Raw genomic sequence first — 25620 nt, forward strand, 5'->3', positions numbered from 1 at the left:
AATCGGAATCGATATTTCAAGAGTTACTCTACTTTAGCATCGGCCAGAGGCTGACGACGAGCAGCACGGCCATGGTGATGTTGAACCATTTGAGCCGCGCCGGCTCGGAGAGCCATTGCCTGAGCGCCGAGCCGAAGCCTGCCCAGGTCGAGACGCTCGGCACGTTGACGAGCGCGAAGACGAGGCCGACGACGAGCACGCTCGCGAGATAGCGTTCGCCACTGGTATAAGTGGCCATGGCCGAGACAGCCATCACCCAGGCTTTCGGATTGACCCATTGAAAGGCGGCAGCCTGGAGAAAAGTCAAAGGCGCAGCCCCTGACTTGCCCTCGCCAAGCGAGCGCGAGGATCCGATCTTCCATGCAATCCAGACGAGATAGGCGCCACCGGCGAACTTCAGCCCGGTGTAGAGAAGCGGCACGGAGTGAAGCAGCGCGCCAAGGCCCAGGCCAACCGCAATCAACAGCAGGAAGAAGCCGCTACCGATCCCGAGCATATGCGGGATCGTGCGGGCGAAGCCGAATTTCACGCCCGAGGCAAACAGCATCATATTGTTCGGGCCGGGCGTGATCGATGTCGTGAAGGCGAACAGGAACAACGCCAGAAGCGTATCGGCTTGCATGCATTTCTCCCAAGGCATTGTTCGAGACGGTCGTCGGCAGCGACGTTCCGCATTTTGGAAATTTAGGTCAGGTTAGCTGACCTAAATCCAAGGACCAGTCAAATCTTGTCATGGTTACAAAACCGGAAGCGATGAATCGCCCGATACGTCGGTTGGAGGCAACAAAAAAGGCCGGGTGAAAACCCGACCTTCCTCATCATCTCGACCTGCCGATGCCAGTACATCCGTGGTCAAAGGCAGGGAGATGACATCTGTTGAACGAATGTCCCGCACCGAAATGGCCCGCCTTGCGTCTCCGAAAGGCAACCAAACTCGGGAGGACCCAGCGACATCGTGCCTTGGCGCAATAAAGAACGTCGCCGATCAACATCGATGAGCCGCCTGTAGTGAGACAATGTGGTCTTCGCAAGGCATTGGACGAAATTTTCAATCAGGTCTCCTGTCGCCCGCAGATCATGGACTTTTTCCGCCCGGGTGCCATTTTGTCATCGTCAGAAGCGAGCGAGGGCGCATGTCATGCACGATCCTATCCCGACCACCACGTTCCCGGATGGGCGCAAGGTTCCGGTCCTCGGTCAGGGAACCTGGCGGATGGGCGAGAACCGCACCAAGGCTGCCGACGAAATCCGCAGCCTCCAGATTGGGCTTGATCTCGGCATGACGCTTATCGACACGGCCGAAATGTACGGGAACGGCGGCTCCGAGCGGATTGTGGGCGAGGCGGTCCGCGGCCGTCGCGACGAAGCCTTCATCGTCAGCAAGGTGCTGCCCTCCAATGCCAGCCGGTCGGGCACCATTGCCGCCTGCGAGCGTAGCCTCCGCCATCTCGGCACCGACCGCGTCGATCTCTATCTGCTGCATTGGCGCGGCGGCTATCCGCTCGCCGAAACCCTCGCCGCTTTCGAGGAGTTGAAGCGGGACGGCAAGATCGTCGCCTGGGGCGTTTCGAACTTCGATGTCGACGACATGGAGGAATTGATAACGGTCCCGGGCGGCGGCAGCGTCGCGGCAAACCAGGTGCTCTATAACCTTGGCCGCCGCGGCATCGAATACGACCTCCTGCCCTGGTGCCGCGACCGCAGCGTGCCGATCATGGCCTATTCGCCGCTCGACGAAGGGCGCCTGCTCCACGATGCGGACCTCGTTCATATCGCCAAGGCGCACCAGGCGACCCCCGCTCAGGTCGCTCTCGCCTTCCTAAAGACCCGCGCCGGCGTGATCTCCATACCGAAGACCGGCTCTGCCGAGCGCGCCCGCGAAAACCGCGACGCCATGGATATTCACCTGACGGCGGAAAACCTCGCCGAACTCGATCGCATCTTCCCGCCGCCAAGACGGAAGATGCGGCTGGAGGTGATTTGAGAACACAGGAAGATAGCCCTGCCCAAAAGGAAGAATGCCCCTCCCCACAGGTGGGAGGGGCTTAACCTGCCGCGCCCTCTGCGGTAATTAATTCCTGGCCTTTGCAGCGAGCACAAAGCGACTGAAATTGCAGGAGCGCGCCGCGGGCGCCAAGCCCCTCCCACCTGTGGGGAGGGGTTGGGGCGGGGCGCGCACCAAAGGTGCGCAATCCCTCACATCCCCTGCGGGCCGCGGTTCATTGCGGCAATGCCCGTGCGGCAGACCTCGATCAGACCGAGCGGCTTCATGATTGCGATGAATTGCTCGATCTTCGAAGGCTTGCCGGTGATCTCGAAGACGAAGTGATCGATATTGGCGTCGATGACCGAAGCGCGGAAGGCATCGGCAAGTCTCAGCGCCTCCACCCGGTGCTCGCCCGAACCGTGCACCTTGACGAGCGCCAGCTCGCGCTCGACCGGCCGGTCGTGGCCAAGCCCTGCGGCGCGCACGGTGAGGTCGACGACGCGGTGCACCGGCACGAGCCGCTCGAGCTGGTTCTTGATCTGCTCCAGCACGTGCGGCGTGCCGCGCGTGACGATGGTGATGCGCGACAGATGCGCCTCGTGCTCGGTCTCGGAGACCGTCAGGCTTTCGATGTTGTAGCCGCGGCCGGAAAAGAGGCCGATGACGCGGGCCAGCACGCCCGGCTCGTTGTCGACGAGGACGGAGAGCGTGTGCGTCTCCGCAAGCTCCGTCTCCTTGGCGATGAAATAGGCGGAGCCCGTCGGTTGAAGATGTGCGCTCATTCTCTTGTTCCTAATCCTTATCCTCAGACGAGCTGGCGGCCCTTGGCATCGATGGCATTGGCAACCGCCTCGTCCGTCGCCTCGTCGGGAAGCAGCATTTCGTTATGCGCCTTGCCGGACGGGATCATCGGGAAGCAGTTGGCGAGGTTGGCGACGCGGCAGTCGAAGATCACCGGCGCCGGCGTGTCGATCATGCGGCGGATCGCGTCGTCCAGTTCGCCGGGCTTCTCGCAACGGATGCCGACGCCGCCATAGGCTTCGGCCAGCTTGACGAAGTCGGGCATCGCTTCCGTATAGGAATGCGACAGCCGGTTGCCGTGCAGCAGTTGCTGCCATTGGCGGACCATGCCCATGTACTGGTTGTTGAGGATGAAGATCTTGACCGGCAGCCCGTACTGGACCGCGCAGGACATTTCCTGGATGCACATCTGGATGGATGCATCGCCGGCGATGTCGATGACGAGGCTTTGCGGATGCGCCACCTGGACGCCGACAGCGGCCGGGAAGCCGTAGCCCATGGTGCCGAGGCCGCCCGACGTCATCCAGCGGTTCGGCTGCTCGAAGCCGAAGAACTGCGCCGCCCACATCTGGTGCTGGCCGACCTCGGTGGTGATATAGGTGTCGCGGTCCTTGGTGAGCTCATAGAGCCGCTGGATCGCATATTGCGGCATGATGACATCGTCGCTCGGCGTATAGGCAAGCGAATTGCGCGCCCGCCACTTGGCGATCGACCCCCACCAATCGTTCAGCCGTGCCTTGTCGACCGTCTTTGCCGCCGCGTGCCACAGCCGGACCATGTCTTCGAGGACGTTGCCGACATCGCCGACGATCGGAACGTCGACCCGGACGTTCTTGTTGATCGAGGACGGATCGATATCGATATGGATCTTCTTGGAGTTCGGCGAAAAGGCGTTGAGGCGGCCGGTGATGCGGTCGTCGAATCGGGCGCCGATGCAGATCATGACGTCGCAGTCATGCATCGCCATGTTGGCCTCGTAGGTGCCGTGCATGCCGAGCATGCCGAGCCAGTTCTTGCCGGAGGCCGGATAGGCGCCGAGGCCCATCAGCGTCGAGGTGATCGGAAAGCCGGTGAGGTCGACGAGCTCGCGCAGGAAATGCGCCGCCTCCAGCCCGGAGTTGATGACGCCGCCGCCGGAATAGATGACCGGTTGGCGCGCCGACTTCATCAGCGCGACCGCTTCCTCGATCTTCTTGAGGTCCCCTTGGGTCTTCGGCTGGTAGCTCTTCTGCGTCGGCACGGCGGAAGGCGGCGTGTAGGTGCCGGTCGCGAACTGGATGTCCTTCGGGATGTCGACGACGACCGGACCCGGACGACCGGACTGGGCGATGCGGAACGCCTCATGGATGATGCGGGCAAGATCGTTGACGTCCTTGACCAGCCAGTTGTGCTTGGTGCAAGGCCTCGTGATGCCGACCGTGTCGCATTCCTGGAAGGCATCCGAGCCGATCAACGGGGTCGGAACCTGGCCGGAGATGCAGACGAGCGGGATCGAATCCATCAGCGCGTCCTGGAGCGGCGTGACCGCATTGGTGGCGCCGGGACCGGAGGTGACCAGCATGACGCCGACCTTGCCGGTGGAGCGGGCATAGCCCTCGGCCATGTGGCCGGCGCCCTGCTCATGGCGGACGAGAATGTGCTGGATCTCTTCCTGCTGGAAAATTTCGTCGTAGATCGGAAGCACGGCGCCGCCCGGGTAGCCGAAGATGTGTTCGACACCATTGTCCTTCAGGGCCTGGAGAACGATCTCCGCCCCTGTCATCTGGTTTTCAGTTCCGCTCATTGGCCTGCTTCCGTCCCTTTTGTAAGGCTTGGGGTGATTAGCTTGTTTGAGGACATAAAAAAAGGCCCCATCAGGAGCCTCGTTCAGCGCATGGGTGGCTACCGCCGGATGGTTACACCATCCTGCCCATGCGCCGTCCCACCACAAGAATAACCGCGAAATTTTTCATGGGTCGATTTGATAAACAGAAAACCGTGACCCGTCAACGCCGATTTAACGGACGTCCTTCCCGGACCGGACCCTTAGAACACAAGGAAATCCTCTGCGGCGAGCGAAGTGCCACGGCTCACGATGGCGAACCGAACGGCATCTGCGCCCCCGGTGCCATCCGCATCGTAAAATAGCTCCCCACGAGCTTGGTCATATACGATCCGGTCGTCCTCGTCGGACGCAGCCTTGCCAAAAGCCAAGGTCTCACTGTCCAGCGTGCCTACCGAGAGCGCCGCAAATACAGCAGCGTCCAGCCTGAACAGGTCATCGGCCGCGCAGAAGTCGAGGACGCGGTCGCAGCTTGCCGTGTCCGGGGCAACGTCGAACAGGAAGGTATCGGCTCCCTCCCCCCCGATCAGCTTGTCGCGACCGACGCCGCCGCTGAGGATGTCGTTGCCCGCGCCGCCATTCAGCCGGTCATTGCCCGCCATGCCCTCGAGTGTATCGTCGAACCGGCTACCCGCGATCCGGTCGTTGCCGCCCGCGGCGACGACCAGCACAGGGTGATCATATGCCTGATAGCTGATCTTCTCGGCGGCATCTGTCAGTATGATCGATTGCGCGGGCGGAGTGACCGTTATGGTGATGGTCGCCAGATTGCTGTTTCCCTGACCATCGGTGACGTAGATGGTGAACCTGTCGGTCCCGAGAAAACCCGCCTCGGGAGTGTAGTCGAACAGGTTTCCACTGAGGAAATCCTGATGAAAGTGAAGGCTGCCCCCGTATTCACCCTGGGGGAATGGATAGTAGCCGCTTTCGTAGCGCGTCTCCTGTTCCAGCGTGCCATGGGCCGGCCCCTCCACGACGATGAAGGCCAGCAGATCGAAATCGGCGTCCGCCGCACTAAAGGCCACGTCGTCGAGGGACTGGCCAGGGAGAAGCGTGAAGTTCATATCGGTCGCTACGGGGACATGGTTGACGAAGCTGTCCAGGTGCAGCGCGCCATCCCGCAGGATGATCTGGTGTTGGCCGTATTGCGTGTTTTCGCCGTCAAAGTATTGATTTGCGCCGATCCAGGTCACCGTGATGTCGTCGGGACTCTCCGCGGTCACTGACACGATCTGGGCCGAAAGATAGGCGGCCTGATCAGACAAGCTGCGAATGTAATTGCCCTCGTTGTCGAAGACGAGGGTCTCTATCGTCGTTGCGACCTCCGTCCTGCCGTCATGGGTGAAAGTCGTGATCGTGAAGAACCCGTCGAACACGTCGATCGAAGCCACTTCAATCGAACCGAAAGGGTAATCCGCGCGTGCGCCGACGGGGCCGAGAACATCCCCATTCGATGCCGTTATCATGAAGAGGACCGCATCAGGGCTTTGATTGTCGAGGTCCTCCCAGACGGTCAACTCGCTCCCATTGCTCAAGCTCGGCATGGCTTCCCCCTCGTCGACGCGGAGAAATGAATGGCTGCGCGGTCCATTCCGTGGATAACACGAGCCATTCGTGGCTACATCCCTCAATGCTTAGGGATGCGAGCGAAGTTCATTGTGAGCCGTTTGAACCTGAAGGGCGCCCCATAGTGCGCAACCACTTATTAAAATCGTTTCGTTATTCTGGAACGCTATTAGCCGAGGTGTGTCTTGCTCAACAGTGAAACTCAAGCTCCGATCAGCGCCGGAGAACAGGACCGCCGCGACGGCATGAAGCCGGGGAACCGTTTCCTCGGGCGGGTCGTCGCGTGCAACGGCTCGCGCGCAACCATCGCAGCCGTGGCCGAGGGGGGCGAGACCTCCCTCACCGAACTCTGGTCGGTCGGTCGGCTGATTTCGATCTCAGTCGGCACGAACCGGATCGTCGCTCTGGTCTGCTCCATGCAGACCGCGGCCGAAGAATGGAGCGAGGAGACCAACAACACCTTCCGCATCGAGGTCGAATTGATGGGCGAAGTCTTCAAGCGCCCCGACGGACAGGAAGAGTTCTCAGCCGGCATCAGCCGCTATCCCTATCTCGGCGCCATCGCGCACCGGATCCGTGCAGCCGATCTTGCGCGGATCTATGATTCCCGGCAGGCGGACAGTTGCGTCATCGGCAAGCTGACGCAGGACGAAAGCCTCGATGCCACCATCCATGTGCCCTCGATGCTGGCCAAGCATTTCGCCATCGTCGGCACGACCGGCGTCGGCAAGTCTACGGCCGTCACACTGCTGCTCAACAAGGCGATTGCCGCCGATCCGAAGCTACGCGTCCTGATTCTCGATCCGCACAACGAGTTCGCGGCCGCCTTTCCGGAGAGTGCGGTGGTCATCGAGACCGATACGCTCGACCTGCCGTTCTGGCTCTTCCGCCTCGAGGAATTCGCGGAAGTCCTCTTTCGCGGTCGGCCGCCCGTGCCCGAAGAGCTCGATATCCTGCGCGATGTGATCCCGGATGCCAAGAAGGCCTTCAAGGGCGGCGAGTCCGGCCTAATGCGCCGTCAGACCGAAAAAAGCTCGATCACCGCGGACACGCCGGTCCCCTACCGCATCGCCGATCTGCTGGCGATGATCGACGAGCGCATCGGCCGGCTCGAGGGCCGCAACGACAAGCCGCATCTGCGCTCGCTGAAGGTGAAGATCGTCTCGGCGATCAACGATCCGCGCTATCACTTCATGTTCTCGTCGAACACGATCACCGACACGATCCAGGACACGATCGCCAAGATCTTCCGTATACCGGGCGAAGGCAAGCCGATCGCCACCTTCGAACTCGCCGGCATTCCGTCCGAGGTCGTCAATTCGGTCGCCTCGGTGCTCTGCCGCATGGCGTTCGAAATCGGCCTCTGGAGCAATGGCGGCATCCATATGCTGGTGGTCTGCGAAGAGGCGCACCGCTACGTGCCCGCCGATCCGACGCTCGGCTTCCTGCCGACGCGCCAGGCGATCGCCCGGATTGCCAAGGAGGGCCGCAAATACGGCGTGTCGCTCGGCATCATCACGCAGCGCCCGGGCGAGCTCGATCCGACGATCCTGTCGCAATGCTCGACGGTCTTTGCCATGCGGCTCGCCAACGACCGCGACCAGGAAATCATCCGCTCGGCGATTTCCAATTCGTCGATGTCGACCACCAGCTTCATTTCCTCGATCGGCAACGGTGAGGCGATCGCATTCGGCGAGGCCGTGGCAGTGCCGATGCGCATGCGCTTCGGCCGGGTCGAAGAGGCGAGGCTTCCCCGCGCCCACGGCATCATCGACAAGGTCGACGAGGATCAGCCGCCGGTCGTCGACCTTCGTTCGATCGTCAGCCGCATGCGCGCCATGAACGGGCCGGACATTTCGAGCTTTCAGCAAAGCTATCTTGCCGCCCAAAGCAACCTGGCGGTTCCCTATGAGGATCGTACCGGCGATGCGCCCGACGAAGTCGAGCCGATGGATCTGCGCGACGATTTCTCCACGTCCGCGCTTGAATCCTATCGGCCCGAAATGTTGCCGCGCGGGTCCGAGCCGACCAATCCGCAGCTTGAACGCTTCAACCAGATCCGCGACCAGATCCTCTCCGGGCAGGCGGAAAAAGACGCCGCGCGAATGCTGAACACGCCGGCAGTGCCGGAGCGCGGCTTCTCGGCCTCCGCAACCTCTGGATCGCTGCGCGAGAGCCTGCTGAAGCGCCCTCTCGGAAGCATCATCCGCAAATAGCAGGGATCGGATCGCGACCTCCGACGTTGTTGCCATAGAACGCGCAGCAACAGGACGGGAGACTGCAATGGACGAGCGAGAGGCCTGGCAACGGGAACGCGGACTGTGGCTCGAAGGTGCCGGCGCGTACCAGCAACTGCTCGACGACGAATGCCTGATGGCCTTTGCTCCGGTGGGCATCCTCGGCGGGGTGGAAATCATCCGGGCTCTCGATGGCGCGCCGCGCTGGCTGGACGTGGAGATGACGGAGCGGAGGAGCGCTCGGCCGAATGACAGCGTCCTCGTATTGGCCTACAGGGTCGACGCCCAACGCGACTCCGATGCCCCCTATGCGGCCTATTGCACCTCGACCTATGCACGAACCGGGAAGGCGTGGCGGCTGGTTCAGCACCAGCAGACGCCGATCGATCCCTCGGCAAACCAACCGGGCACGGCGCCGCGACAGGAGAACGCAATGGATGAAATCCTTCGTAGCTTTTTCAATCGCTACGAGAGCATGGCAAACCGCGTGCTCGCCAGGGAAATGGACGTAGCCGAGACGACCTTCGCCTTCGCATCCGATTTCATCGCCGCCTCACCGGCGGGCGTCATGGCGGGGAAGAACGACCAGAGCCTCAAAGCGTCGATGGAAAAGGGTTACGCCCGCTACAGGGAAATCGGCACGAAGGAGCTGAAGATCCGCGACCTCAAGACAACGCCGATCGACCCGCTGCATTCGCTCGTCCGCGTCGACTGGCGGTCCGTCTATGAGGCCGATGGGCGGCCCGATGTAGTCATCGATTTCGAGGTCCACTATCTTGTCCAGCTGCGCAATGGAGAGCCGAAGATCTTCGGCTGGGTGAGCGGCAACGAAGAGGCCGTGCTCCGGGAACACGGCATCGGCTGAGCGAAACGCGCCTAGAGAACTTCGTCCGGCTGCGCGATCCGCTGCCAGCTGTCATCGAGCTGGTTGCGGAACCAGGTCATCTGGCGCTTGGCATATTGCCGGGTCGCCGCCGCGCCCGTGGAGATCACCTCCGCCTCCCTCATCTCGCCCCTCAGCATCGCGGCGATCTGCTGCACGCCGATTGCTTTCATCACCGGCATGTCCGGCGAAAGCTTCAGCGCCAGGAGCGCCTGCACCTCCTCGACCGCGCCGCTAGCCAGCATCGCCTCGAAGCGCCGATCGATCCGGCTGTGAAGAAGCGACCGGTCGGGCAGTACGACGATTTTCCGGGCTCGGTCCGGATCGACAATCACCGAGCCGCGCATCTGCTGATAGTGACCAATCGGCTTGCCGGTCGCCTCGACGACCTCGAGTGCGCGGACGATCCGTTGGCCGTCTTCAGGCCGCAATTGTGCCGCCGCCTGCCTGTCGCTGCGCTCGAGCTCGGCGTGGAGTGCGGCAGCCCCTTCGACCGTCAGCCGCTGTCGCAGCCGCTGCCGGATCGCCGGCGGAATGTCGGGCATGTCCGCCAGCCCACCGGTCAGCGCCTTGAAATAGAGGCCCGTGCCGCCGACGAAAACGGGCAACCTGCCCTCGCCGCGCAGTCTCTCGACCAAGACCTCGGCGTCCCGCAGCCAGGCGCCGGTGGAGTAGAGACGCCCGGCCGGCACATGGCCGTAGAGAAAATGCGCGATGCCGCCCATCTCGGGCTCGTCGGGACGCGCGGTCAGCACCTTCAAGGTATCGTAGACCTGCATGCTGTCGGCATTGACCACCACGCCGCCGTGCCGCTTCGCCAGCGCCACCGCAAGCGCGGACTTGCCGCTGGCGGTCGGCCCGGTTATCAGGATCGCGTCCAGATCTCGTTCAAGGTTTTTCATCATGGCTCTCGTTGCCACGCTTATCGCCAATCCGTCAAATCCCGTTCTCACCCCCGCGCTGGCTGAGGCGGCGGCCGCAGCCGTTGAGGCATCAGGGCTTTACTGGCTGGCCGATGGCGTTGCCTGCGACCTTGCGCTAAAGGACGGCACGGATCCCATTGAAGCCGAAGCGCGGCTGCGGGACACGATGGATGGAGCCGCCGTCGACGTCGCCGTGCAGGATGCCGAGACGCGCCGAAAGAAATTTCTCATCGCCGACATGGATTCAACCATGATTGGCCAGGAATGCATCGACGAACTCGCCGCGGAAGTCGGGCTGAAGGAAAAGGTTGCCGCGATAACTGCCCGCGCCATGAACGGCGAGATCGCCTTCGAACCGGCGCTGATCGAACGCGTGGCGCTCCTGAAAGGCTTGCCCGCCACGGTCATTGCCGAAGTGATCGCCAAGCGCATCACACTGACGCCCGGCGGACGCGAGCTGATCGCCACCATGAAGGCAAAGGGCCACTATACGGCGCTCGTTTCCGGCGGCTTCACCGTTTTTACCGGTCCGATCGCCGAAAAGCTCGGCTTCGATGAAAACCGTGCCAACAAGCTTCTGGAAGAGAACGGAGCACTGACCGGCGAGGTCGCCCGGCCGATCCTCGGCAAGCAGGCCAAGGTCGACGCGCTGATCGACATCACGGAACGGCTCGGCATCTCGACGGCGGACGCGATCGCCGTCGGCGACGGCGCCAACGATCTCGGCATGCTGCAGCTTGCCGGCAGCGGCGTGGCGCTGCACGCCAAGGCGGTCGTTGCCGAACAGGCGAAGATCCGGATCGATCATGGCGATCTCTCCGCCCTCCTCTATCTCCAGGGCTATCGCAAGACGGATTTTGTGACGTGATCATCGGCAAGACCGAGCGCCTCATCATCCGCAACTGGCGCGAGGGCGATCGCGATCTCTTCGCCGAGATCAACAGCGATCCGAAGGTGATGGAATTTTTTCCGTTTCGACGTGACCGGGCGGCGGCCGATGCGCTGTTCGACCGCAATGCCCGGCACCATCGCCGAGACGGGCTTCGGCTTCTTCGCGCTTGCGCTGCGCGACGGCGACGTGCCGATCGGCTTCTGTGGGCTGGCCCGCACCCATCTTGAGCCGCATCTGCCCGACGGCACAGTCGAAATCGGCTGGCGCCTTGCCGTTTCCTATTGGCGCAAAGGCTACGTCACCGAGGCAGCGCTGGCGCTTGTAGACCTCGGTTTCGGTGAAGGGAATCTCGGCCTCCTTCGCGGTGGCGACGAACGCGCGGTCGATCGCCGTGATGAGGCGCATCGGCATGCGGCCGGACCCATCTCGCGACTCCGGCAAGCTCGAAGACTGGGCCTCGCTACTCCATCCGCACCGTCACGAAACGCAGCTCGCCGGTCTTGCTGGCGATCATCAGCAATGCGTTGCGGCGGCCGTCGGCCTTCAGTTCGCCGACGCGGGAGGTGACGTCTTCCGGCGAGTCCATTGCCTCCTGACCGACCTCGACAATGACGTCTCCCGCCTCGACGCGGCGCTCGGCGGCGGGCGAGTTCGGCTGGACCTCGGTCACGACGACGCCGCTGACATTCTCGGCGATGCCAAAGCTCTTGCGGCGATCGGCGTCGAGCACCGCGAGCTTCATGCCAAGGACGACGTCCGTCGCCGGCAACGTGGCGGCCGGCGGCTTGCTCGGCTTGGCGCTCTCTTTTTTCAGTTCCCCGCCAGCTCCGGCGGCCGCCAGGTGTTCGCCATCCTCGAGTCGACCAAGCGTCACGCGCACCGTCTGCTCCTTGCCGTCCCGGATGATGACGACCTCGACGGCCTTGCCGACCGGGCTTTCGCCGACGGCACGCATGAGATCGCGCATTTCGCCGATCGCCGTTCCGTCGAAGCGGATGATGATGTCGCCCGCCTTGATCTCGCCCTTGGTAATCGGGCCTCCCTCGATGATGCCGGAAACCAGCGCTCCTTGCGGCGCGTCCATCTTCAGGCTCTCGGCGATATCGTCGGTGACCGGCTGAATGCGTACGCCGAGCCAGCCGCGCCGCGTCTCGCCGAACTCCTTGAGCTGGTTGACGACGTTCATCGCAAGCTCGGTCGGCACCGCAAAGCCGATGCCGACCGACATGCCGGTCTGCGACAGGATCGCGGTGTTGATGCCGATCACCTCGCCCTGCATGTTGAACAGCGGCCCGCCGGAATTGCCGCGGTTGATGGCGGCATCGGTCTGGATGAAGCTATCATAGGGTCCGGCATTGATATTGCGGCCGCGCGCCGAAACCACGCCGACGGAGACGGACACGCCGAGGCCGAAGGGGTTGCCGACGACCATGACCCAATCGCCGATCCTGATCTTTCGTGAATCGCCGAAGGACACCGCCTTTAGTGGCTTCTTCGGCTCGACTTTCAGCACCGCCAGATCGGTCTTGGTATCGTTGCCGACCAGCTTCGCCTTCAGCCGGGTGCCGTCGGAGAGATTGATCTCGATATCGTCGGCATCTTGGATGACGTGATTGTTGGTGACGATATAGCCGGACGGATCGATGATGAAGCCGGAGCCAAGCGAGTTGACCGTGCGCGGGCGCCCGCCCTCGCCGCCCTGCCCTTTGAAGAATTCGTCGAAGAATTCCTGATGCGGCGAACCCTCCGGCACCTGCGGCATCGGCGCATTGTCATCGTCGGCCTTGACGTTCTGCGAGATGGAGATGTTGACCACGGCATCGAGCAGGCTTTCGGCGAGATCGGCGACCGAGGGCGGCCCGGCCGCCGGCCGCGGCAGCGCCGTTTCGGCAAGAGCCGTATTGGAAAAGAGCAGTGCCGTCGCAGCCGCCAACACCAGGCCGCGGAAGATCTTGGGTCGTTTCGACAAGTCGCTGTGCTCCTGTATTCCGTTGCGCCACACGGTCCACGGACTCCGCTCGTCCGCGATCACCACGTGATCCCTTCCCATTCGTTTCCGCGAATTATACCACTGCCGCAAGGCGTTGCCGCGGCTGCTTCGCGCAGCAAACGATCTTCTGTTGAAGATACGGCGGTTTTCCGGAGCGTCCAGACACGATTTCCTGATCTTCGGCGGATCAGCTGGTGATTTCGTGGCCGTGCTCCTTCAGCGCCTGTACCGCCTTTTCGAGATCGGAACCGGCAACGAAGACATAGTCGGTGCTGAAGGTCGAATTGGCGAAGACGCCGACACCGGCCGCCGAAAGCGGGCGGAGCACGGAAGACAGGACCCCCGGCACATCGAAGCTGAAATGCTGTTCGATGCGGAGGCAGCGCCAGCCAAGCGAGCTCTGGACGCTCGAAGGGACACGGGCGGCACGGCAGACGAGCGTCATCTCCTCGCGCGAACTCGAAACGGTCCAAAACCCTGGCCCGGGCAGCCACTCCGGAATAGCGGACCCGATAGTCAGGCGGGTAATCGCATATTCGGCATCGACCAACCGGATCAGCAGTGTATGTGGCATTTCGCACTACCCTCGAAGCAACCAAACAAGTCCGACGCCAACCGCCACCGATGTGAGCCCGGCGAGGCGCAGCTGATGCTCCGGGACATACGGCAAACGCTTCGCCAATTCCACAAGAACCAAAGGGGCCAGTGCGTACACCAGCCCCTCGATGATCAGGAAAAATGCAAACCCGGTCAAAAGATCGGACATCGTCCGTTCAATCTCCGGTCGCAGGCGCTGCCGGTACGGTCGGCGAAAGCGGCGCCGCCGCCCCGTCCGCGCTGTTGAAATAACGGAAGAATTCGGAGTGCGGCGACAGCACGACGGTTGTGTCCGGATTTCCGATCGACTGAGTATAGGCCGCCATCGAGCGATAGAATTCGAAGAAACCGGGGTCGCGTTGGAAAGCGTCTGCGAAGATGCCCGTCCGCTCGGCTTCGCCCTCGCCTCGAAGGATTTCCGAATCGCGCTGGGCTTCGGCGACGATCTCGACCACCTGGCGATCGGCAATAGCGCGACGGCGCTGGCCCTCTTCGTTGCCGCGGGCGCGGATCAGTTCGGCCTCGGCCAGGCGCTCCGCCTTCATGCGGTCGAAGGTCTGCTGCGAGACTTCCTGCGTCAGGTCCGTCCGGCGGATGCGGACGTCCTCGATGTTGAGTCCGAGCGATTCCGCGTCTCCCCGCAGATCGGCGCGAACCTCGCGCATCATCGACGCGCGCTCGTCCGAAAGCGCCGCCTCGAAGCCCCTCAGGCCGTAGACGCGGCGCAGCGACGCGTCTAGACGCGTGCGAAGACGCGCTTCTGCAGATTCGCGGTCGCCGGACACCGTTTCACGGAAGCGGCGGGGATCGGCGATCCTGTAGACCACGAAGGCGTCCACCTCGTAGAACTTGCCGCCGGAAACCTGCACGCGGATATTGTCGAGGTCGAAGCGGAGCGCCTGGTCCTCGACATATTGTACACGGTCGGCATCCATGAAGGCGAAAGGCAGCTTGAAATAAAGCCCGGGCTCGGTCTTCACGTCGCGGATTTCACCGAAGCGGACGACGATCGCCTGCTGGCGCTCATTGACGACGAACACCGACGAGTAGACGACGACCAGCAGCGCCGCGAGGACGATGAGGATGATGGAACTGCGATTGTTTATCATTGGGTACCTCCCGACTGCGCGGGCCTGCCGATTTCGTTGAGCGGCAGATAGGGCAGCACGCCCTGGCCGTTCTTCTCGTCGAGAATGACCTTTTTCGACTTGCCGAGAACATCCTGCATGGTTTCGAGGTAAAGCCGTCTGCGGGTGACCTCCGGTGCCTTGGAATAGGCGTCATAGACCGAAATGAAGCGCTGCGCCTCACCCTGGGCTTCCTTGACGACGCGGTCCTTGTAGGCGGCCGCCTCTTCCCGGATCTGGGCTCCCTGACCGCGCGCCTTGCCGAGCACCTGGTTGGCATATTGGTTGGCTTCCTCGACGAAACGGTCCTCATCCTGCTCGGCGCGCTGCACCTCGTCGAAGGCGTCGGCCACTTCGCGCGGCGGCGCCGCATCCTCGATCGCGACCGTGTTCACCGAAATGCCGGCGCCATAGGTGTCCATGGTGGCCTGGATGGTGTTCTTGACGTCGGCGGCGATCGCCTGACGGTTGTCGCGGAAGATGTCCTGGGCCGGGCGCCGGCCGACGACCTCGCGCATGGCGCTCTCGGCCACCTGCTGCAGCGTGTCGGCCGGGTTTTCGACGTTGAAGAGATAGGACTTCGGATCGGTGACCGAGAACAGTACCGAGAATTGCACGTTGACGATATTCTGATCGCCGGACAGCATCAGCCCGGCGCTCGACTGGGCGCCAACACGGCTGCCGATATTCAGCTGCTGCTCCGTCACCTTGACGATCTCGACGGTTTCGAGCGGCCAGAAATGGTAATGCAGGCCGGGCATGGAGATTTCTTCCTTCGGCTTTCCGAAGCGCATCTCGACGCCGCGTTCATCCGGCTGGACGGTGTAGATCGAATTCAGCAGCAGGAAGCCGACGATCAGCAGGCCCACGATGACGAAGATGCCACCGTTGAAGCCGCCCGGAACGACGTTCTTCAGCTGATCCTGGCCGCGACGGATGATCTCTTCCAGATCCGGCGGGCCGCCCCGGCCTCCGCGCGGTCTGTTTCCCTGACCCCATGGCCCTTGATTGCCGCCGCCGCCCCATGGGCCGCCGCCGCCATTCTGATTGCTCCAGGGCATCAAAACCTCTCTTCAAAGAAAATTCTCTCGCTAGACGCCCCGCAGACATGCGGCCGGTCACGACGTGATCCCGTTATAGGTATCATGTGCATTGCTTTCAACGCGATACGGGCGAGTTCACCGTAAAGTGCTAAAAATAGTTGACGGCTTCTCGACGCGATCGGAAAGGAACGAAGCGAGTATTCGCCACCGGTCGGCTTCGACTATTTTGGCAGCGTTTCGCGGCGACGCCACGTGACAAAATGCATCGCATGGCTGTCCTTCTCACCGCGCGGCAGATCCTCCTCGAAGACCTTCTCGAAAATTTGGGGGTCGATCGGCGGAAAGCGCGTATCGCCCTCCACCTCGGCCTGCACTTCGGTCACGTGCAGCACGTCGGCAAGGTCGATCGACTGCCGGTAGATCTCCCCGCCGCCGATGATGCAGATCTCGTCGGCACCGAGCTCCGCCGCATGCGCTCGCGCCTTGTCGAGCGCCTCCTGGAGCGAAGAGGCGACCTCGGCTCCCGGGGCCGTAAAGTTCAGGTCGCGGCTGATGACGATGTTCGGCCGGCTTGGCAGCGGGCGGCCGAGCGACGCCCAGGTCTTTCGCCCCATGATAACCGGCTTGCCGATCGTCAGCGCCTTGAACCGCTTGAGGTCCGTCGAAAGCCGCCACGGCAGGTCGCCCTCGCGCCCGATCACACCGTTGGTCGCAACCGCGACGACGATGACGATTTTCGGCTCCGGTCCTGCATCAGTCATGGAAGCCACTCGGTTTGCTGTCGATTTCGCGGGCGCGCAGCAGCGCCGGCCGGTCGGTCACGGCGTGGATGTAACGGTCGATCACGTCGCTTTCCGGCAGGATCTTGCGCATCCATTGGAGCGCGCTTGCGAGCAGCAGGTCGGCCGCACTCATCCTGTCGCCTATGAGATAGGGCTGGCGCGTCAAGACATCGATGACATGCGCGCACATCTCGGTGTAGAGGCGCGCCAGCATCGGGTTGCTGACTGTCACGCCGGAAATATGGGCAAGCGCCGTCGGCTCGATCACCCCGGCATAATAGGCAAGCCAGGAAAGATAGGCGCCGCGGTCCGGGTGGCCGGGCGGCCGACCGAGGCTTGAGTCGGGATAGAGATCGGTCAGATATTGCACGACGGCGGCCGACTCCCAGACGAGCGTTCCGTCGTGCAGCAGCGCCGGCACCTGCTTGTGCGGATGCGGATTGTTCTCGTCCGGGCCGCCGGACCCATCCCAGCGGCGAATATTGACGTAGCGAATCTCGTATTCGGCGCCGAGCTCCTCGAGCAGCCAGATGATCCGCGACGAGCGCGACAAGGGTGCATGGATCAATGTCAGCATCAGAACCTCCCGTCCTCGCCGGCATTTTTGGGCGTCACCGGGTGACTGGCCGCCCGATACTCCAGTACATTCGCGTTCAGACCGCGACGGGCGCCTTTATATGTGAATAGGCTTCGTAGCCGAAGAGCGTAAAGTCCTCGAACTTGAAGGAGAAAATGTCCTTGACCGCCGGATTGATCTCCATCCTCGGCAGCGCCTTCGGCGTCCGCGTCAGTTGCAGCCGCGCCTGCTCGAAGTGGTTATGGTAGATATGCGCGTCGCCGAGGGTGTGCACGAAGTCGCCCGGCTTCAGCCCGGTCACCTGCGCCACCATCATCGTCAGCAGCGCATAGGACGCGATGTTGAACGGCACGCCCAGGAAGATGTCGGCGGAACGCTGATAAAGCTGGCACGAGAGCTTGCCGTCCGAGACGTAGAACTGGAAGAGGCAATGGCACGGCGGCAGCGCCATTTCGTCGACGAGCGCCGGGTTCCAGGCCGAGACGATGTGCCGGCGCGAATTCGGATTGGTCTTCAGGCCCTCGATCAGCCCGGCGATCTGGTCGATGTGGCCGCCGGCGGGCGCCGGCCAGGACCGCCACTGGTAGCCATAGACAGGCCCGAGTTCGCCGCTTTCATCGGCCCATTCGTCCCAGATGCTGACGCCGTTTTCCTTGAGGTAGGCGATATTCGTCTCGCCCTTTAGGAACCAAAGGAGCTCGTGGATGATCGAACGCAGATGCAGCTTCTTGGTGGTCAGCACCGGAAAGCCTTCGGCGAGATCGAAGCGCATCTGATAGCCGAAGACGGAACGCGTGCCGGTGCCTGTCCGGTCGCCCCGGTCGGTTCCGTTGCTCATCACGTGGTCGAGAAGCTCTAGATACTGCCGCATGGTCCTTCGCACCGCCGATTCGTTCGTGCCTTGAAAATAGGACGAAGCCAAGGTGTAAGCCATGGGGGAACCACTGGCGTGGCGACGTTTTCCCGCGATTTGGCGCTTCTATCGCATGCGGAACGCGCGGAGCCCGGAACAGCCGGTGATCTTGAACGTTGGAGGGGGCACCGCATCGGAGCCATCGCTTGATGGAAAGACCTCAGTTCGTTTTCATTTTCGGCACCTTGAAGAAAGGCTTTCCGCTGCATCGGCGCGGCCTGGCGCACGCCGCCTATCTCGGGCCCTATCGCACCGCAGCGAACTATCCGATGCTTGTCGCTGGACCGTCGTTCGCGCCGATGATGTTCCATGAGCCCGGCAGCGGCTTGCGTGTCAGCGGCGAACTCTATGCGATTGACCCCGCTACGCTCGAACGACTCGACCGCATGGAGTCGATCGGCAAGCCCGGCAATTTCCGGCGGCGTATTCGCGTGGTGCCGAGGCGGCACGGCTGCCGTTGCGAGGCTTTCGCCTACTTCAAGGCAAGGTTTCTCGCCGGGCCCGTCCACACCGGGTATCTGCGATCCTATGAAGACAGGCGCTTCGTGCCGCCCTGGCGCCGCGGAATGTAGTGCCCTAACCTTCTATTTCGCAGGTCGCCGATTTCCGGCGTGGTCCTGGTATTGCTCTGTCTTCGTCGCGTTCTGGTCAAGCCCCCTCGCTTGAGAGTGCTGTGCCTTGTCGCGGTTGGACAATACGTCGCTCTCGCCGACCATTCCGTCTTTCATAGTGGTGCGGGCACCGCTGCCGGAGCCCTTTCCCTTGTCTGGCTTTCCGATGTTCTTACGACTGGCGTTGGCCATTGCCATCTCCTTTGCCGCTCAGCTTTCGCGAGGCTATAGAATTGCCGAAATGAGGCGATCTACCGCCCGGTGTCCTTGTGGTGCCGGCTTTCCTGGTTCTCGCCTCTCAGAATGCTGCGATCGTTCTCCTCGCGCGCATCCGCATGCGCCGTGTCGAGCTTCTGCCCCTTCCGCTCCGCCCTGCGCAGAGCATCCGATCGGTTGAGCTCCGCTTCGGCATCGAAGTCCTTGCCGGCATTCGATGTTTTCTCGCGGCCCTGAATTATCCGTTGCTGCTGTTCGTGCGTCTTCCTGCCGACCATGATCGGATCTCCTGATGGCTCATTTGTTCGTTCGGCCGCGATGGCCCGGATTGGCACCGCCTTGCGGCGTCGGGTCATTCGCCACATCGCCTTCGATCGTGTTGTCTCGCTTGAGGCTTTCGTGGTCCGACGGTCCGCGAATGCCCTTGGACTGACCGATGCCGGGATCCCGCTTGAGGTCCTTGTCGCTCGGTCGTTGTGTTCTCGGTTGTTTGGAGGTTGTCATCGGGGTGCCCTTCCCTTCCTGCCGATCTTGCCGCGCCAGCGGGCATCGCCGGCCTGATGTCTTAACCGGGCCCGGCAGCGAATGTTCCGAGAATGGAGGACGATTGCAGGCCAAGCCCGCAACGTCTGGACGAGAGCGCTGGACGACGATGCCTGGGGAGGGATGGAGATGGATGGGGGAGAGCCGAAGGCGTCGACCGAGGTAAGGGGATGGTGACGGATCCGCCATCCCCTGCCTCTCCGATCAGAGCGTCTGCAGTTTGCCGAGTTCCTTCGCGACGAGGTAGTAGAAGGTGACGCGGGACTTGGAACGGTCCTCGGCCATGGCCTTCGCAGCCGCGGCGATCGCCGCATCTGCCTCCGACCCGCCGACGCCGAGCTTCTTCTCGCACCACCTCTCTTTGACCCGCTCCAGTTCGTCGGGATCGGAGGCCGAGACGAGCGCCGAATCACGATTTCGAAGTGCGATCCCGAGGCGACGCACGATTTTGTTCGCGACGGCCTCATCGGCACTCTGTCGTATTTCTGTACGTCTGCGAGATAGTCGTTCATGCTTCCCGCCACCTGACGTTTGTTGGCTGAATGCGCACTCTTCGCGAACTGCGTGCAGCAAGGAAAGTTTTGCACGCTGTTCGAGCATATCAAGCGTTTGGAGGCAGGCGCAGGCCCGAGACTTATCCGTCTGATTTCCTTTCCTCACCCCTTTTCTTGGCTGCTTGAAAGACCTATATGACAGGAGCCGTCTTCGGGCGGCTATGGCAATAAACGGGCGATGCAATAAACCCATTGGACCCGGGGGCGGTACCCGGCGCCTCCACCAAAAACCGGTCGCTGGACCGGCTTTTGATGGGGGCGAAATAGGATCGACAAGGGCGTAAAGATCGACTTTTTGCTCGGCATTGTACCACCGTTATCGGGCTAAACTTATAGTTGCAAACGACAACTATGCTGAAGCACGTCTCGCTGCCTAACGGCGGTGCGGCACTTCAAATCAAGTCCTTCCGGGTAGCACCGTAAGGCGGGGTCCGAAGGCACCTGGCAACAGAAGCCTTCACCTTCTCCCCCGTGCTGAAATCGGCTATAGATGCCTTGTTAATTGACTCGTCCGATTTGGACGGGCAATGAGACGAAACATGGCCAGGCACGAACGGCCTGACGCCGACCGCCCCGAATAGGGCATTGAATTGCTGTATGAAACGCGATTTCGATCCGAGCCATCATGCGGTAAAGTGAATTTGAAGAAAGACGGGGATCATATGGGCCAGGACCACATCCGCTACGACATTCTGGCGCAGGACGCGCTTCGCGGCGTCATCCGCAAGGTGCTGGCCGAAGTCGCCGCTACCGGCCATCTCCCCGGTGACCACCATTTCTTCATCACTTTCCTGACGGGGGCTCCCGGCGTACGCATCTCGCAACATCTCAAGGCGAAGTACCCGGAACAGATGACGATCGTCGTCCAACATCAATTCTGGGACCTGAAAGTTTCCGAGACCGGCTTTGAAATCGGCCTCTCCTTCTCCGATACGCCGGAAAAGCTGGTCATCCCCTTCAATGCTGTTCGCGGTTTCTACGATCCGTCGGTGAATTTCGAACTCGAGTTCGATGTCGCGGCCGGCGAGGAGGACGAGTCGGAATCGGCGGAGATTACCGCTTACCCGGTCAACGAGGCCGATGACGCTGAGCAGAAGAGCCCGGCGGGCGACGGCCCGAAGGGCGGCGGCGGTTCGGTCGTCTCGCTCGATTCTTTCCGCAAGAAGAACTGACCGCCGGAGCGTGGCATGAGCGGCGAGGTCGTCAACCTGCGTCAGTTCCGCAAGCGACAGGCCCGCGCCGGGCGGGAGACGCAGGCCGAACAGAATCGGATCTCTTTCGGCCGAACGAAAACGGAAAAATCCCTCACGACGGCCCTGAACGAAAAGGCGACCAAGACGCTCGATCAGGGCCGACTGGAAGGCTCGGCATCGCCAGATCGGCCCGTTGCCGATGGGGACGAGGCCTGAGCCGCCCTCTAAAAAAACGATTCCCCCACAAGGACTTGGAAACGATTCCGGAATCGGATTGCCAACCCGTTGAATCGACTTGTGAGGCCAGGGATGATCGCCAAGCATTCGGCGACGCTGCACGGACACCGCACCAGTTTCACGCTTGAGGATCCCTTCTGGCAGGAGCTGAAGTCGATCGCCAAGAGCCGCGACATGCCGCTCGCGCGTTTGATCGCGGAGATCGACGACGGGCGCGATCCGGAAGCAAACCTCTCCTCGGCGCTGCGGCTATACGTGCTTGCCTGGATAAAAGCCCAGGCAAAGGCCGCGGAATCTCTTTGATCCGCTCAACCTCATTTTCCTGACTTCTTGATCTACCGCACGGTGATGTCGGGCAGCATGTCGAAGTTCAGCCCCTGCCCCGCCGGCGGGCCGGCGTTCTCGCCGGCGGGCGGCGGCGCATTCCGCTGAACGTCTTGGACCGGAGCGCCTTGAGGCTGCGCTGGCGGCCGCGGAAGTTGGCGCAAGCGCTGGCGCTCCTCTTCGGCCGCCCGACGAGCTTCGGCTGCCCGCGCCATCGCCTCGGCCTTCATCCGCGCCGCTTCGGCCGCGGCCGCCTGGCGCCGGCGCTCCTCGATGATCGCCCGCCGCCGCTGGACTTCGCGCTCGGCGGCCCGCGCCCTGTAAAGCGCCACCTCTCGGCGCAGGCGCTGTTTTTCAAGAACGTTCGCCTGCAGCGTTTCCACCCGCCGACGCTCCTTTTCGTAAGCGCGAAGCGACAGGAAATTGGCAAGGTCGGTAACGTCGACGCTGACGCCGGGGGCCGCAAGCAGTCCCGCATAGCCGAAGCGCACGCGCGGCTCAGCGCCGGCAAGCGCCTCTTCACCCGGCCGGAAGGTGAGATCGACCGCACCGCTTATCCGTTCGGCCGGGAGATCGAAGGAGACTTCGCCGGAGAAGGCAGCATTGCCGTCCGCGGCCGTGACGTTCTGTGCCCTGACGGTTCCGCCGGCGATGCTGAAGGGCGCCTTGACGGTACCGACGACCGATTGGCCATTGAAGAGCAGCTCTTCAGCGGCTTTGCGCACGGCGTCCGGCGAAATCTCGGTCTTCATCGCATCGGCCGCGGCCATCAGTTGCGGCAGCGCCGCCGTGTTGATGCCGTTGAGCGTAACGCCATTGAACGTCGCCGAGCCCGAGCCGCTGACCGAACTTGCCATCGCCTTCGGCGTCGCACCGGACGCTTCCATCGCGACGGAAAGGTCGAACCGGCCGGTCGCAACGGGACCGTTCTGCCGCGCCCATCCCGCCGCAGCGAGATCGCCGCCCGTCAGGTCGAACCGCGAGCGCAGGAAACCCGAGCCGTTTGCGTTGCCGACTTGCAGCCGTCCCACGAGCTTACCTCCCAACCAGTCGCCCGCCGCCTCGCTCAAGGCAAGTTCATCGCCCTTCCATTCAAGCTTGCCGCGGAAGCTGGTAATCTCCCCATAGACACCCGGCCAAAAGCGCTTTGCCGTGAGGTCGAGAGCGACGTCGAGCCCCGTCCAGGCGGGCTGCGCGAGGGGCGCCACCGACAATCCACCGGCCGATGGGTCGTGGACCTGTCCAAGAATCCCTTCGCCGAGCCAGGCAAGGTCGATCGTATCGAGCGCCAGTTCGCCGCGCGCCGTGCCGGGCGCCTTGCGGTCGAGCGTCAGACTACCGGCAAACCCGTTCCGGTCGGCGCTGCCTTCGATGGCTGAAAGCGCGACCTTCTCAGGGTCGACTGCGATGTCGGCGGTCAGCTTCACGGGCAGCCCGCTGCCCATCTGCGGCAAGGCAATGCCCTGCAGCAGCAGATAGGGCTCGAAATCCTCCGTCTGCAGCGTCAGCTTGCCCTGACCCTCGAGATAGTGATCCCTCGAAAGGTCGACCGTCCCCTTGGCGGCGATCTGCGTCTTCTCGGTCGTGAAGGTCAGCGAGCCGTTCGCCTCAGAACCCTCCGTGCTCTGCAGCTTGACCGCGAGAATGCCGTTGGCGTCCGCATCGAACGGCAGCGGATCGAGCCCGGCCTGGCCGAGAAGAACCGGGGTCTGCGGGTTCTCGAGCGTCGCCTCCAGCAATATGCCTTTTCCGGCAAGGGCCTGGGCAACGTCCGGCGCCTGATAGCTGGCGGCAATCTTGCCGCCATTGGCGGTGCCGATCACCCCAAAGGTGAAGGGCGCGTTGCCCTCCTTGCTGCCCGCCGTCAAGGTCATGTCGAGGGCAGCGGCGGAATAATAGGGTCCGGCCCTGATCAGCCGCGCCAGGGCCGGGTGGGTGATCGTGTGCCGCCCGACAAGCTCCAAAAACGGCGTCAGCTCTTCGGCGGCAAGCTTCATCTTCGCCGAAATCACCGGCTTCTCGAAACCGCCGCTCACGCGGCCGGAAAAGGCGAGTTGGGCGCCGGAAAGGTTGCCGATTGCCACCCGCTCGGCCTGCAACTGGCCATTCTTGAGCGTTAGGACGGCCTGCACGTCGCGCGCCTCCTCGCCGAAAGCGGAAAACGTCTCGGCGGACAGTTCGGCAGCGATGGCGTGATTGAGCAGGGTTGCGGTCGAAGCATCTCCGGCAACGAGGCCGGCCAGCGCCTGCAGCGCCTCGAGGTCGATGCGGTTTCCCTTGAGCTGCAGCGACAGCGTCGGCTGCTGCTCGGCAAAGGACTGGCGCTCCAGCCTTCCCTTGAGGGTCGCTGGGCCGGCCGCCACTTCGAGCTTCTCGAATTGCTGCAGCGTGTCGGTGAGGTTGACGGTCGCGGCAAAACCCGCCGTCTTAAGCTTGCGAATGGCGGGATCGACCGATCCGGCGAGCCAATTGGCGAGCCCCGACGGTTGATTGGAGGCGACGACGATGTCGCCGCGAAAGGCGCGCTGCCCCATGAGGTTCAGCCGTCCCTTGGCCTCCAGCTGCGTGCGGCCGGGCAACAGCGCCACCGCGTTGTCGACGATCCAGCCGGCGCCGTCAGGTCTGACGTCGAGACGTATGTCGCGCACGGTGGTATCGCCGATGACGATCGCCGGAAGCTTCAGGCTCGCACGGCCCGGCACCTGCGGGATGGGGATGTTGGCGGCAATCGCCATCATCGTTTCGACCCGCTGTCGCAGGGAAACTGCCGGGTCGCGACCGGTCTTGCCGCCCCGGCCGGAATTGCCGATCCGACTGACGTCGATCTGCTGCCCGTCGGCGATCAACAGGAACTTCTGATCCTTGCCGGTATCGAGCGTTGCCTCGCCGGTGACGACATAAGGATCGTCCGGCGGACCGACCTCGAAATGATATTCCGGCACGCGGATGCTCTCATTGGTGAGCTGGAACTCGCCATTGATGCGCAGCGCCCGGCCGGTTCTTCCCTCCTCGGCCGGCCGATTCTCCGTCAGCGTGAAGCGGCCCGCATAGACCGGCCTGAAATCGACGACTTTGAGCTCGCCGTCGAGCTCGACGCCGAAGGGGCGCGCGTCCGGCGTCAGCCGGGCGCGAAGGCTGAGCGCTCCTTCCTCGTCCACCGCATTGCTCACGAAGGAGAAGCTGCCCGCTTCGCCATCGAGCGCGGCACGGCCCTCGACTTTCCAGGGACCGGCCAGCGAACGGGCCGACACGTCGGCGGAAAGATCGCTCACTCGGCGCGTACGCCCGGTCTGCTCGTCGACGAATTCGATCTCGCCGTCCACGATCTCGACGTTTTCCAGCACGACGGTGTTCGCCGGGATCGCCGCGCGCGGGCCGCGCGCCCAATCGAGCGTCCCGTCCGGCTGCAGCCGCAGTTTTGCCCGCGGCCGGTCGAGGCGCATGTCGAAGATCAGCGCCTCGCCGCTTAAGAAGGGTGCGAGCTCGGCGCTCATCGAGAACTGGGCGACCTGGATCAGCGGCTCCCCGCCGCCTTCAGCGCCGACGCGCACGTCGTTGAGGGTCACCGTCGGGAAGGGGATGAGCCGCGCATCGACGCTGCCGTGCACGACGACCGGCTTGCCCATGATACGGCTCGCCTCGCGCTCGAAATCGGTGCGGAAATCGGTCCAGTTTACGAACAACGGTGCGATCAGCGCCGCAAAAAGCGCGACAACCAACAGGCCGCCAGTGATTACGAAAATTCGCGCCAGCACCGTGTCACATTCCCATCTGTTCCGTTCGCGCCCCACTTTGCGAGTTT

25 protein-coding genes, 1 other RNA gene and 2 pseudogenes are annotated in these 25620 nt (G+C 62.8%); 10 read left to right on the top strand and 18 right to left on the bottom strand.

The features are described 5' to 3' along the window. Positions 1 to 28: 28 nt before the first annotated feature. Complete coding sequence (locus tag SS05631_RS10200) at positions 29 to 622, bottom strand: LysE family translocator (protein WP_037415700.1); 594 nt, start codon at positions 620 to 622, stop codon at positions 29 to 31. Positions 623 to 1138: 516 nt separating this feature from the next. Between SS05631_RS10200 and SS05631_RS10205 the strand changes: the two genes are divergently transcribed. Continuing rightward, positions 1139 to 1984 (top strand): aldo/keto reductase, encoded by an 846-nt coding sequence (locus SS05631_RS10205; protein WP_037415691.1) that lies wholly within the window; start codon positions 1139 to 1141, stop codon positions 1982 to 1984. 212 nt (positions 1985 to 2196) lie between these two features. Here the strand turns inward: SS05631_RS10205 and ilvN are convergent, their stop codons facing one another. The 3 genes from ilvN to SS05631_RS10220 form a co-directional block, all read right to left on the bottom strand. Then, positions 2197 to 2769 (bottom strand): acetolactate synthase small subunit, encoded by a 573-nt coding sequence (gene ilvN / locus SS05631_RS10210; RefSeq protein ID WP_012708543.1) that lies wholly within the window; start codon positions 2767 to 2769, stop codon positions 2197 to 2199. Positions 2770 to 2792: 23 nt separating this feature from the next. Further along, on the bottom strand, positions 2793 to 4571 hold the full coding sequence (locus tag SS05631_RS10215; RefSeq protein WP_037415689.1) for an acetolactate synthase 3 large subunit: 1779 nt from the start codon (positions 4569 to 4571) through the stop codon (positions 2793 to 2795). A gap of 242 nt (positions 4572 to 4813) precedes the next feature. Then, complete coding sequence (locus tag SS05631_RS10220) at positions 4814 to 6154, bottom strand: Ig-like domain-containing protein (RefSeq protein WP_037415687.1); 1341 nt, start codon at positions 6152 to 6154, stop codon at positions 4814 to 4816. A gap of 267 nt (positions 6155 to 6421) precedes the next feature. Here SS05631_RS10220 and SS05631_RS10225 point away from each other — a divergent pair, with 267 nt between their 5' ends. Further along, complete coding sequence (locus SS05631_RS10225) at positions 6422 to 8392, top strand: ATP-binding protein (protein WP_172900186.1); 1971 nt, start codon at positions 6422 to 6424, stop codon at positions 8390 to 8392. A 454-nt stretch (positions 8393 to 8846) separates the two neighbouring features. Then, the gene (locus tag SS05631_RS32640) at positions 8847 to 9278 is read left to right on the top strand and encodes a hypothetical protein (RefSeq protein ID WP_037415755.1); all 432 of its coding nucleotides are present in this window, start codon (positions 8847 to 8849) and stop codon (positions 9276 to 9278) included. 11 nt (positions 9279 to 9289) lie between these two features. Here the strand turns inward: SS05631_RS32640 and miaA are convergent, their stop codons facing one another. Continuing rightward, positions 9290 to 10201, bottom strand: a complete 912-nt coding sequence (gene miaA, locus SS05631_RS10235; protein WP_095677973.1) for a tRNA (adenosine(37)-N6)-dimethylallyltransferase MiaA — start codon at positions 10199 to 10201, stop codon at positions 9290 to 9292. Here miaA and serB point away from each other — a divergent pair. Both serB and SS05631_RS10245 read left to right on the top strand, forming a co-directional pair. Then, positions 10200 to 11087, top strand: a complete 888-nt coding sequence (gene serB, locus SS05631_RS10240; protein WP_037415658.1) for a phosphoserine phosphatase SerB — start codon at positions 10200 to 10202, stop codon at positions 11085 to 11087. The genes miaA and serB overlap by 2 nt on opposite strands. Then, positions 11084 to 11544, top strand: a pseudogene (locus SS05631_RS10245) (GNAT family N-acetyltransferase); the annotation flags it as partial. The gene serB and the pseudogene SS05631_RS10245, both read left to right, overlap by 4 nt. 27 nt (positions 11545 to 11571) lie before the next feature. On the opposite strand, the gene SS05631_RS10250 reads toward SS05631_RS10245, so the two are convergent. The 8 genes from SS05631_RS10250 to SS05631_RS10285 form a co-directional block, all read right to left on the bottom strand. After that, the gene (locus SS05631_RS10250) at positions 11572 to 13080 is read right to left on the bottom strand and encodes a Do family serine endopeptidase (RefSeq protein ID WP_037415667.1); all 1509 of its coding nucleotides are present in this window, start codon (positions 13078 to 13080) and stop codon (positions 11572 to 11574) included. A 208-nt stretch (positions 13081 to 13288) separates the two neighbouring features. Then, positions 13289 to 13675, bottom strand: coding sequence for an ACT domain-containing protein (locus tag SS05631_RS10255; protein ID WP_037415654.1), 387 nt, complete (start codon positions 13673 to 13675; stop codon positions 13289 to 13291). 6 nt (positions 13676 to 13681) lie between these two features. Continuing rightward, positions 13682 to 13867: a DUF2065 domain-containing protein gene (locus SS05631_RS10260; protein WP_012708553.1), complete on the bottom strand. Its 186-nt coding sequence runs from the start codon at positions 13865 to 13867 to the stop codon at positions 13682 to 13684. A 7-nt stretch (positions 13868 to 13874) separates the two neighbouring features. Continuing rightward, positions 13875 to 14807 carry a protease modulator HflC gene (locus SS05631_RS10265; RefSeq protein WP_037415651.1) on the bottom strand — a complete coding sequence of 311 codons (933 nt, stop codon included), beginning with the start codon at positions 14805 to 14807 and terminating at the stop codon, positions 13875 to 13877. Continuing rightward, positions 14804 to 15886 (bottom strand): FtsH protease activity modulator HflK, encoded by a 1083-nt coding sequence (gene hflK / locus SS05631_RS10270; protein ID WP_037415648.1) that lies wholly within the window; start codon positions 15884 to 15886, stop codon positions 14804 to 14806. Before hflK ends, SS05631_RS10265 begins: the two co-directional genes overlap by 4 nt. A gap of 203 nt (positions 15887 to 16089) precedes the next feature. Beyond that, positions 16090 to 16629 (bottom strand): dihydrofolate reductase, encoded by a 540-nt coding sequence (locus tag SS05631_RS10275; RefSeq protein WP_037415645.1) that lies wholly within the window; start codon positions 16627 to 16629, stop codon positions 16090 to 16092. Continuing rightward, positions 16622 to 17227 carry a glutathione S-transferase gene (locus SS05631_RS10280; RefSeq protein ID WP_037415642.1) on the bottom strand — a complete coding sequence of 202 codons (606 nt, stop codon included), beginning with the start codon at positions 17225 to 17227 and terminating at the stop codon, positions 16622 to 16624. Before SS05631_RS10280 ends, SS05631_RS10275 begins: the two co-directional genes overlap by 8 nt. Positions 17228 to 17303: 76 nt before the next feature. Beyond that, on the bottom strand, positions 17304 to 18098 hold the full coding sequence (locus tag SS05631_RS10285) for a thymidylate synthase (RefSeq protein ID WP_037415665.1): 795 nt from the start codon (positions 18096 to 18098) through the stop codon (positions 17304 to 17306). A 191-nt stretch (positions 18099 to 18289) separates the two neighbouring features. Between SS05631_RS10285 and SS05631_RS10290 the strand changes: the two genes are divergently transcribed. Then, complete coding sequence (locus SS05631_RS10290) at positions 18290 to 18712, top strand: gamma-glutamylcyclotransferase family protein (RefSeq protein WP_037415637.1); 423 nt, start codon at positions 18290 to 18292, stop codon at positions 18710 to 18712. Between the two features lie 12 nt (positions 18713 to 18724). Here SS05631_RS10290 and SS05631_RS10295 read toward each other — a convergent pair whose 3' ends face one another. From SS05631_RS10295 to SS05631_RS10310, 4 genes and pseudogenes are all read right to left on the bottom strand, one after another. Continuing rightward, on the bottom strand, positions 18725 to 18943 hold the full coding sequence (locus SS05631_RS10295) for a hypothetical protein (protein WP_037415662.1): 219 nt from the start codon (positions 18941 to 18943) through the stop codon (positions 18725 to 18727). A gap of 59 nt (positions 18944 to 19002) precedes the next feature. Beyond that, the gene (locus tag SS05631_RS10300; RefSeq protein ID WP_037415629.1) at positions 19003 to 19245 is read right to left on the bottom strand and encodes a hypothetical protein; all 243 of its coding nucleotides are present in this window, start codon (positions 19243 to 19245) and stop codon (positions 19003 to 19005) included. 19 nt (positions 19246 to 19264) lie between these two features. Further along, positions 19265 to 19471, bottom strand: coding sequence for a hypothetical protein (locus SS05631_RS10305; protein ID WP_037415625.1), 207 nt, complete (start codon positions 19469 to 19471; stop codon positions 19265 to 19267). Positions 19472 to 19714: 243 nt separating this feature from the next. Beyond that, positions 19715 to 20022, bottom strand: a pseudogene (locus SS05631_RS10310) (DUF2853 family protein). A 147-nt stretch (positions 20023 to 20169) separates the two neighbouring features. Here SS05631_RS10310 and ssrA point away from each other — a divergent pair. The 4 genes from ssrA (at position 20170) to SS05631_RS10330 (ending at position 21797) form a co-directional block, all read left to right on the top strand. Next, positions 20170 to 20526, top strand: a transfer-messenger RNA (tmRNA) gene (ssrA, locus tag SS05631_RS10315). 200 nt (positions 20527 to 20726) lie between these two features. Then, positions 20727 to 21236 (top strand): SspB family protein, encoded by a 510-nt coding sequence (locus SS05631_RS10320; protein WP_037415622.1) that lies wholly within the window; start codon positions 20727 to 20729, stop codon positions 21234 to 21236. Between the two features lie 15 nt (positions 21237 to 21251). Beyond that, positions 21252 to 21473, top strand: a complete 222-nt coding sequence (locus tag SS05631_RS10325; RefSeq protein WP_037415619.1) for a DUF4169 family protein — start codon at positions 21252 to 21254, stop codon at positions 21471 to 21473. A gap of 93 nt (positions 21474 to 21566) precedes the next feature. Then, a complete protein-coding gene (locus SS05631_RS10330; RefSeq protein ID WP_037415616.1) occupies positions 21567 to 21797 on the top strand; it encodes a ribbon-helix-helix domain-containing protein in 231 nt (76 codons plus the stop codon). A gap of 32 nt (positions 21798 to 21829) precedes the next feature. Here SS05631_RS10330 and SS05631_RS10335 read toward each other — a convergent pair whose 3' ends face one another. Next, positions 21830 to 25573 carry an AsmA-like C-terminal region-containing protein gene (locus SS05631_RS10335; protein WP_037415614.1) on the bottom strand — a complete coding sequence of 1248 codons (3744 nt, stop codon included), beginning with the start codon at positions 25571 to 25573 and terminating at the stop codon, positions 21830 to 21832. Positions 25574 to 25620 lie beyond the last annotated feature (47 nt).

It is taken from the genome of Sinorhizobium sp. CCBAU 05631, from assembly GCF_002288505.1.
Classification (GTDB): domain Bacteria; phylum Pseudomonadota; class Alphaproteobacteria; order Rhizobiales; family Rhizobiaceae; genus Sinorhizobium; species Sinorhizobium fredii_C.

Bases quoted from the DNA above. Each gene is read 5' to 3' on its own strand.
- SS05631_RS10200 (WP_037415700.1), bottom strand. From the start codon at position 622: ATGCAAGCCGATACGCTTCTGGCGTTGTTCCTGTTCGCCTTCACGACA.
- SS05631_RS10280 (WP_037415642.1), bottom strand. From the start codon at position 17,227: ATGCTGACATTGATCCATGCACCCTTGTCGCGCTCGTCGCGGATCATC.
- SS05631_RS10295 (WP_037415662.1), bottom strand. From the start codon at position 18,943: ATGGCCAACGCCAGTCGTAAGAACATCGGAAAGCCAGACAAGGGAAAG.
- SS05631_RS10285 (WP_037415665.1), bottom strand. From the start codon at position 18,098: ATGCGGCAGTATCTAGAGCTTCTCGACCACGTGATGAGCAACGGAACC.
- SS05631_RS10225 (WP_172900186.1), top strand. From the start codon at position 6,422: ATGAAGCCGGGGAACCGTTTCCTCGGGCGGGTCGTCGCGTGCAACGGC.
- ilvN (WP_012708543.1), bottom strand. From the start codon at position 2,769: ATGAGCGCACATCTTCAACCGACGGGCTCCGCCTATTTCATCGCCAAG.
- SS05631_RS10330 (WP_037415616.1), top strand. From the start codon at position 21,567: ATGATCGCCAAGCATTCGGCGACGCTGCACGGACACCGCACCAGTTTC.
- hflK (WP_037415648.1), bottom strand. From the start codon at position 15,886: ATGCCCTGGAGCAATCAGAATGGCGGCGGCGGCCCATGGGGCGGCGGC.
- miaA (WP_095677973.1), bottom strand. From the start codon at position 10,201: ATGATGAAAAACCTTGAACGAGATCTGGACGCGATCCTGATAACCGGG.
- SS05631_RS10300 (WP_037415629.1), bottom strand. From the start codon at position 19,245: ATGGTCGGCAGGAAGACGCACGAACAGCAGCAACGGATAATTCAGGGC.
- SS05631_RS10305 (WP_037415625.1), bottom strand. From the start codon at position 19,471: ATGACAACCTCCAAACAACCGAGAACACAACGACCGAGCGACAAGGAC.
- SS05631_RS32640 (WP_037415755.1), top strand. From the start codon at position 8,847: ATGGATGAAATCCTTCGTAGCTTTTTCAATCGCTACGAGAGCATGGCA.
- SS05631_RS10275 (WP_037415645.1), bottom strand. From the start codon at position 16,629: ATGACTGATGCAGGACCGGAGCCGAAAATCGTCATCGTCGTCGCGGTT.
- SS05631_RS10325 (WP_037415619.1), top strand. From the start codon at position 21,252: ATGAGCGGCGAGGTCGTCAACCTGCGTCAGTTCCGCAAGCGACAGGCC.
- SS05631_RS10255 (WP_037415654.1), bottom strand. From the start codon at position 13,675: ATGCCACATACACTGCTGATCCGGTTGGTCGATGCCGAATATGCGATT.
- SS05631_RS10260 (WP_012708553.1), bottom strand. From the start codon at position 13,867: ATGTCCGATCTTTTGACCGGGTTTGCATTTTTCCTGATCATCGAGGGG.
- SS05631_RS10265 (WP_037415651.1), bottom strand. From the start codon at position 14,807: ATGATAAACAATCGCAGTTCCATCATCCTCATCGTCCTCGCGGCGCTG.
- SS05631_RS10220 (WP_037415687.1), bottom strand. From the start codon at position 6,154: ATGCCGAGCTTGAGCAATGGGAGCGAGTTGACCGTCTGGGAGGACCTC.
- SS05631_RS10215 (WP_037415689.1), bottom strand. From the start codon at position 4,571: ATGAGCGGAACTGAAAACCAGATGACAGGGGCGGAGATCGTTCTCCAG.
- SS05631_RS10290 (WP_037415637.1), top strand. From the start codon at position 18,290: ATGGAAAGACCTCAGTTCGTTTTCATTTTCGGCACCTTGAAGAAAGGC.
- SS05631_RS10205 (WP_037415691.1), top strand. From the start codon at position 1,139: ATGCACGATCCTATCCCGACCACCACGTTCCCGGATGGGCGCAAGGTT.
- serB (WP_037415658.1), top strand. From the start codon at position 10,200: ATGGCTCTCGTTGCCACGCTTATCGCCAATCCGTCAAATCCCGTTCTC.
- SS05631_RS10320 (WP_037415622.1), top strand. From the start codon at position 20,727: ATGGGCCAGGACCACATCCGCTACGACATTCTGGCGCAGGACGCGCTT.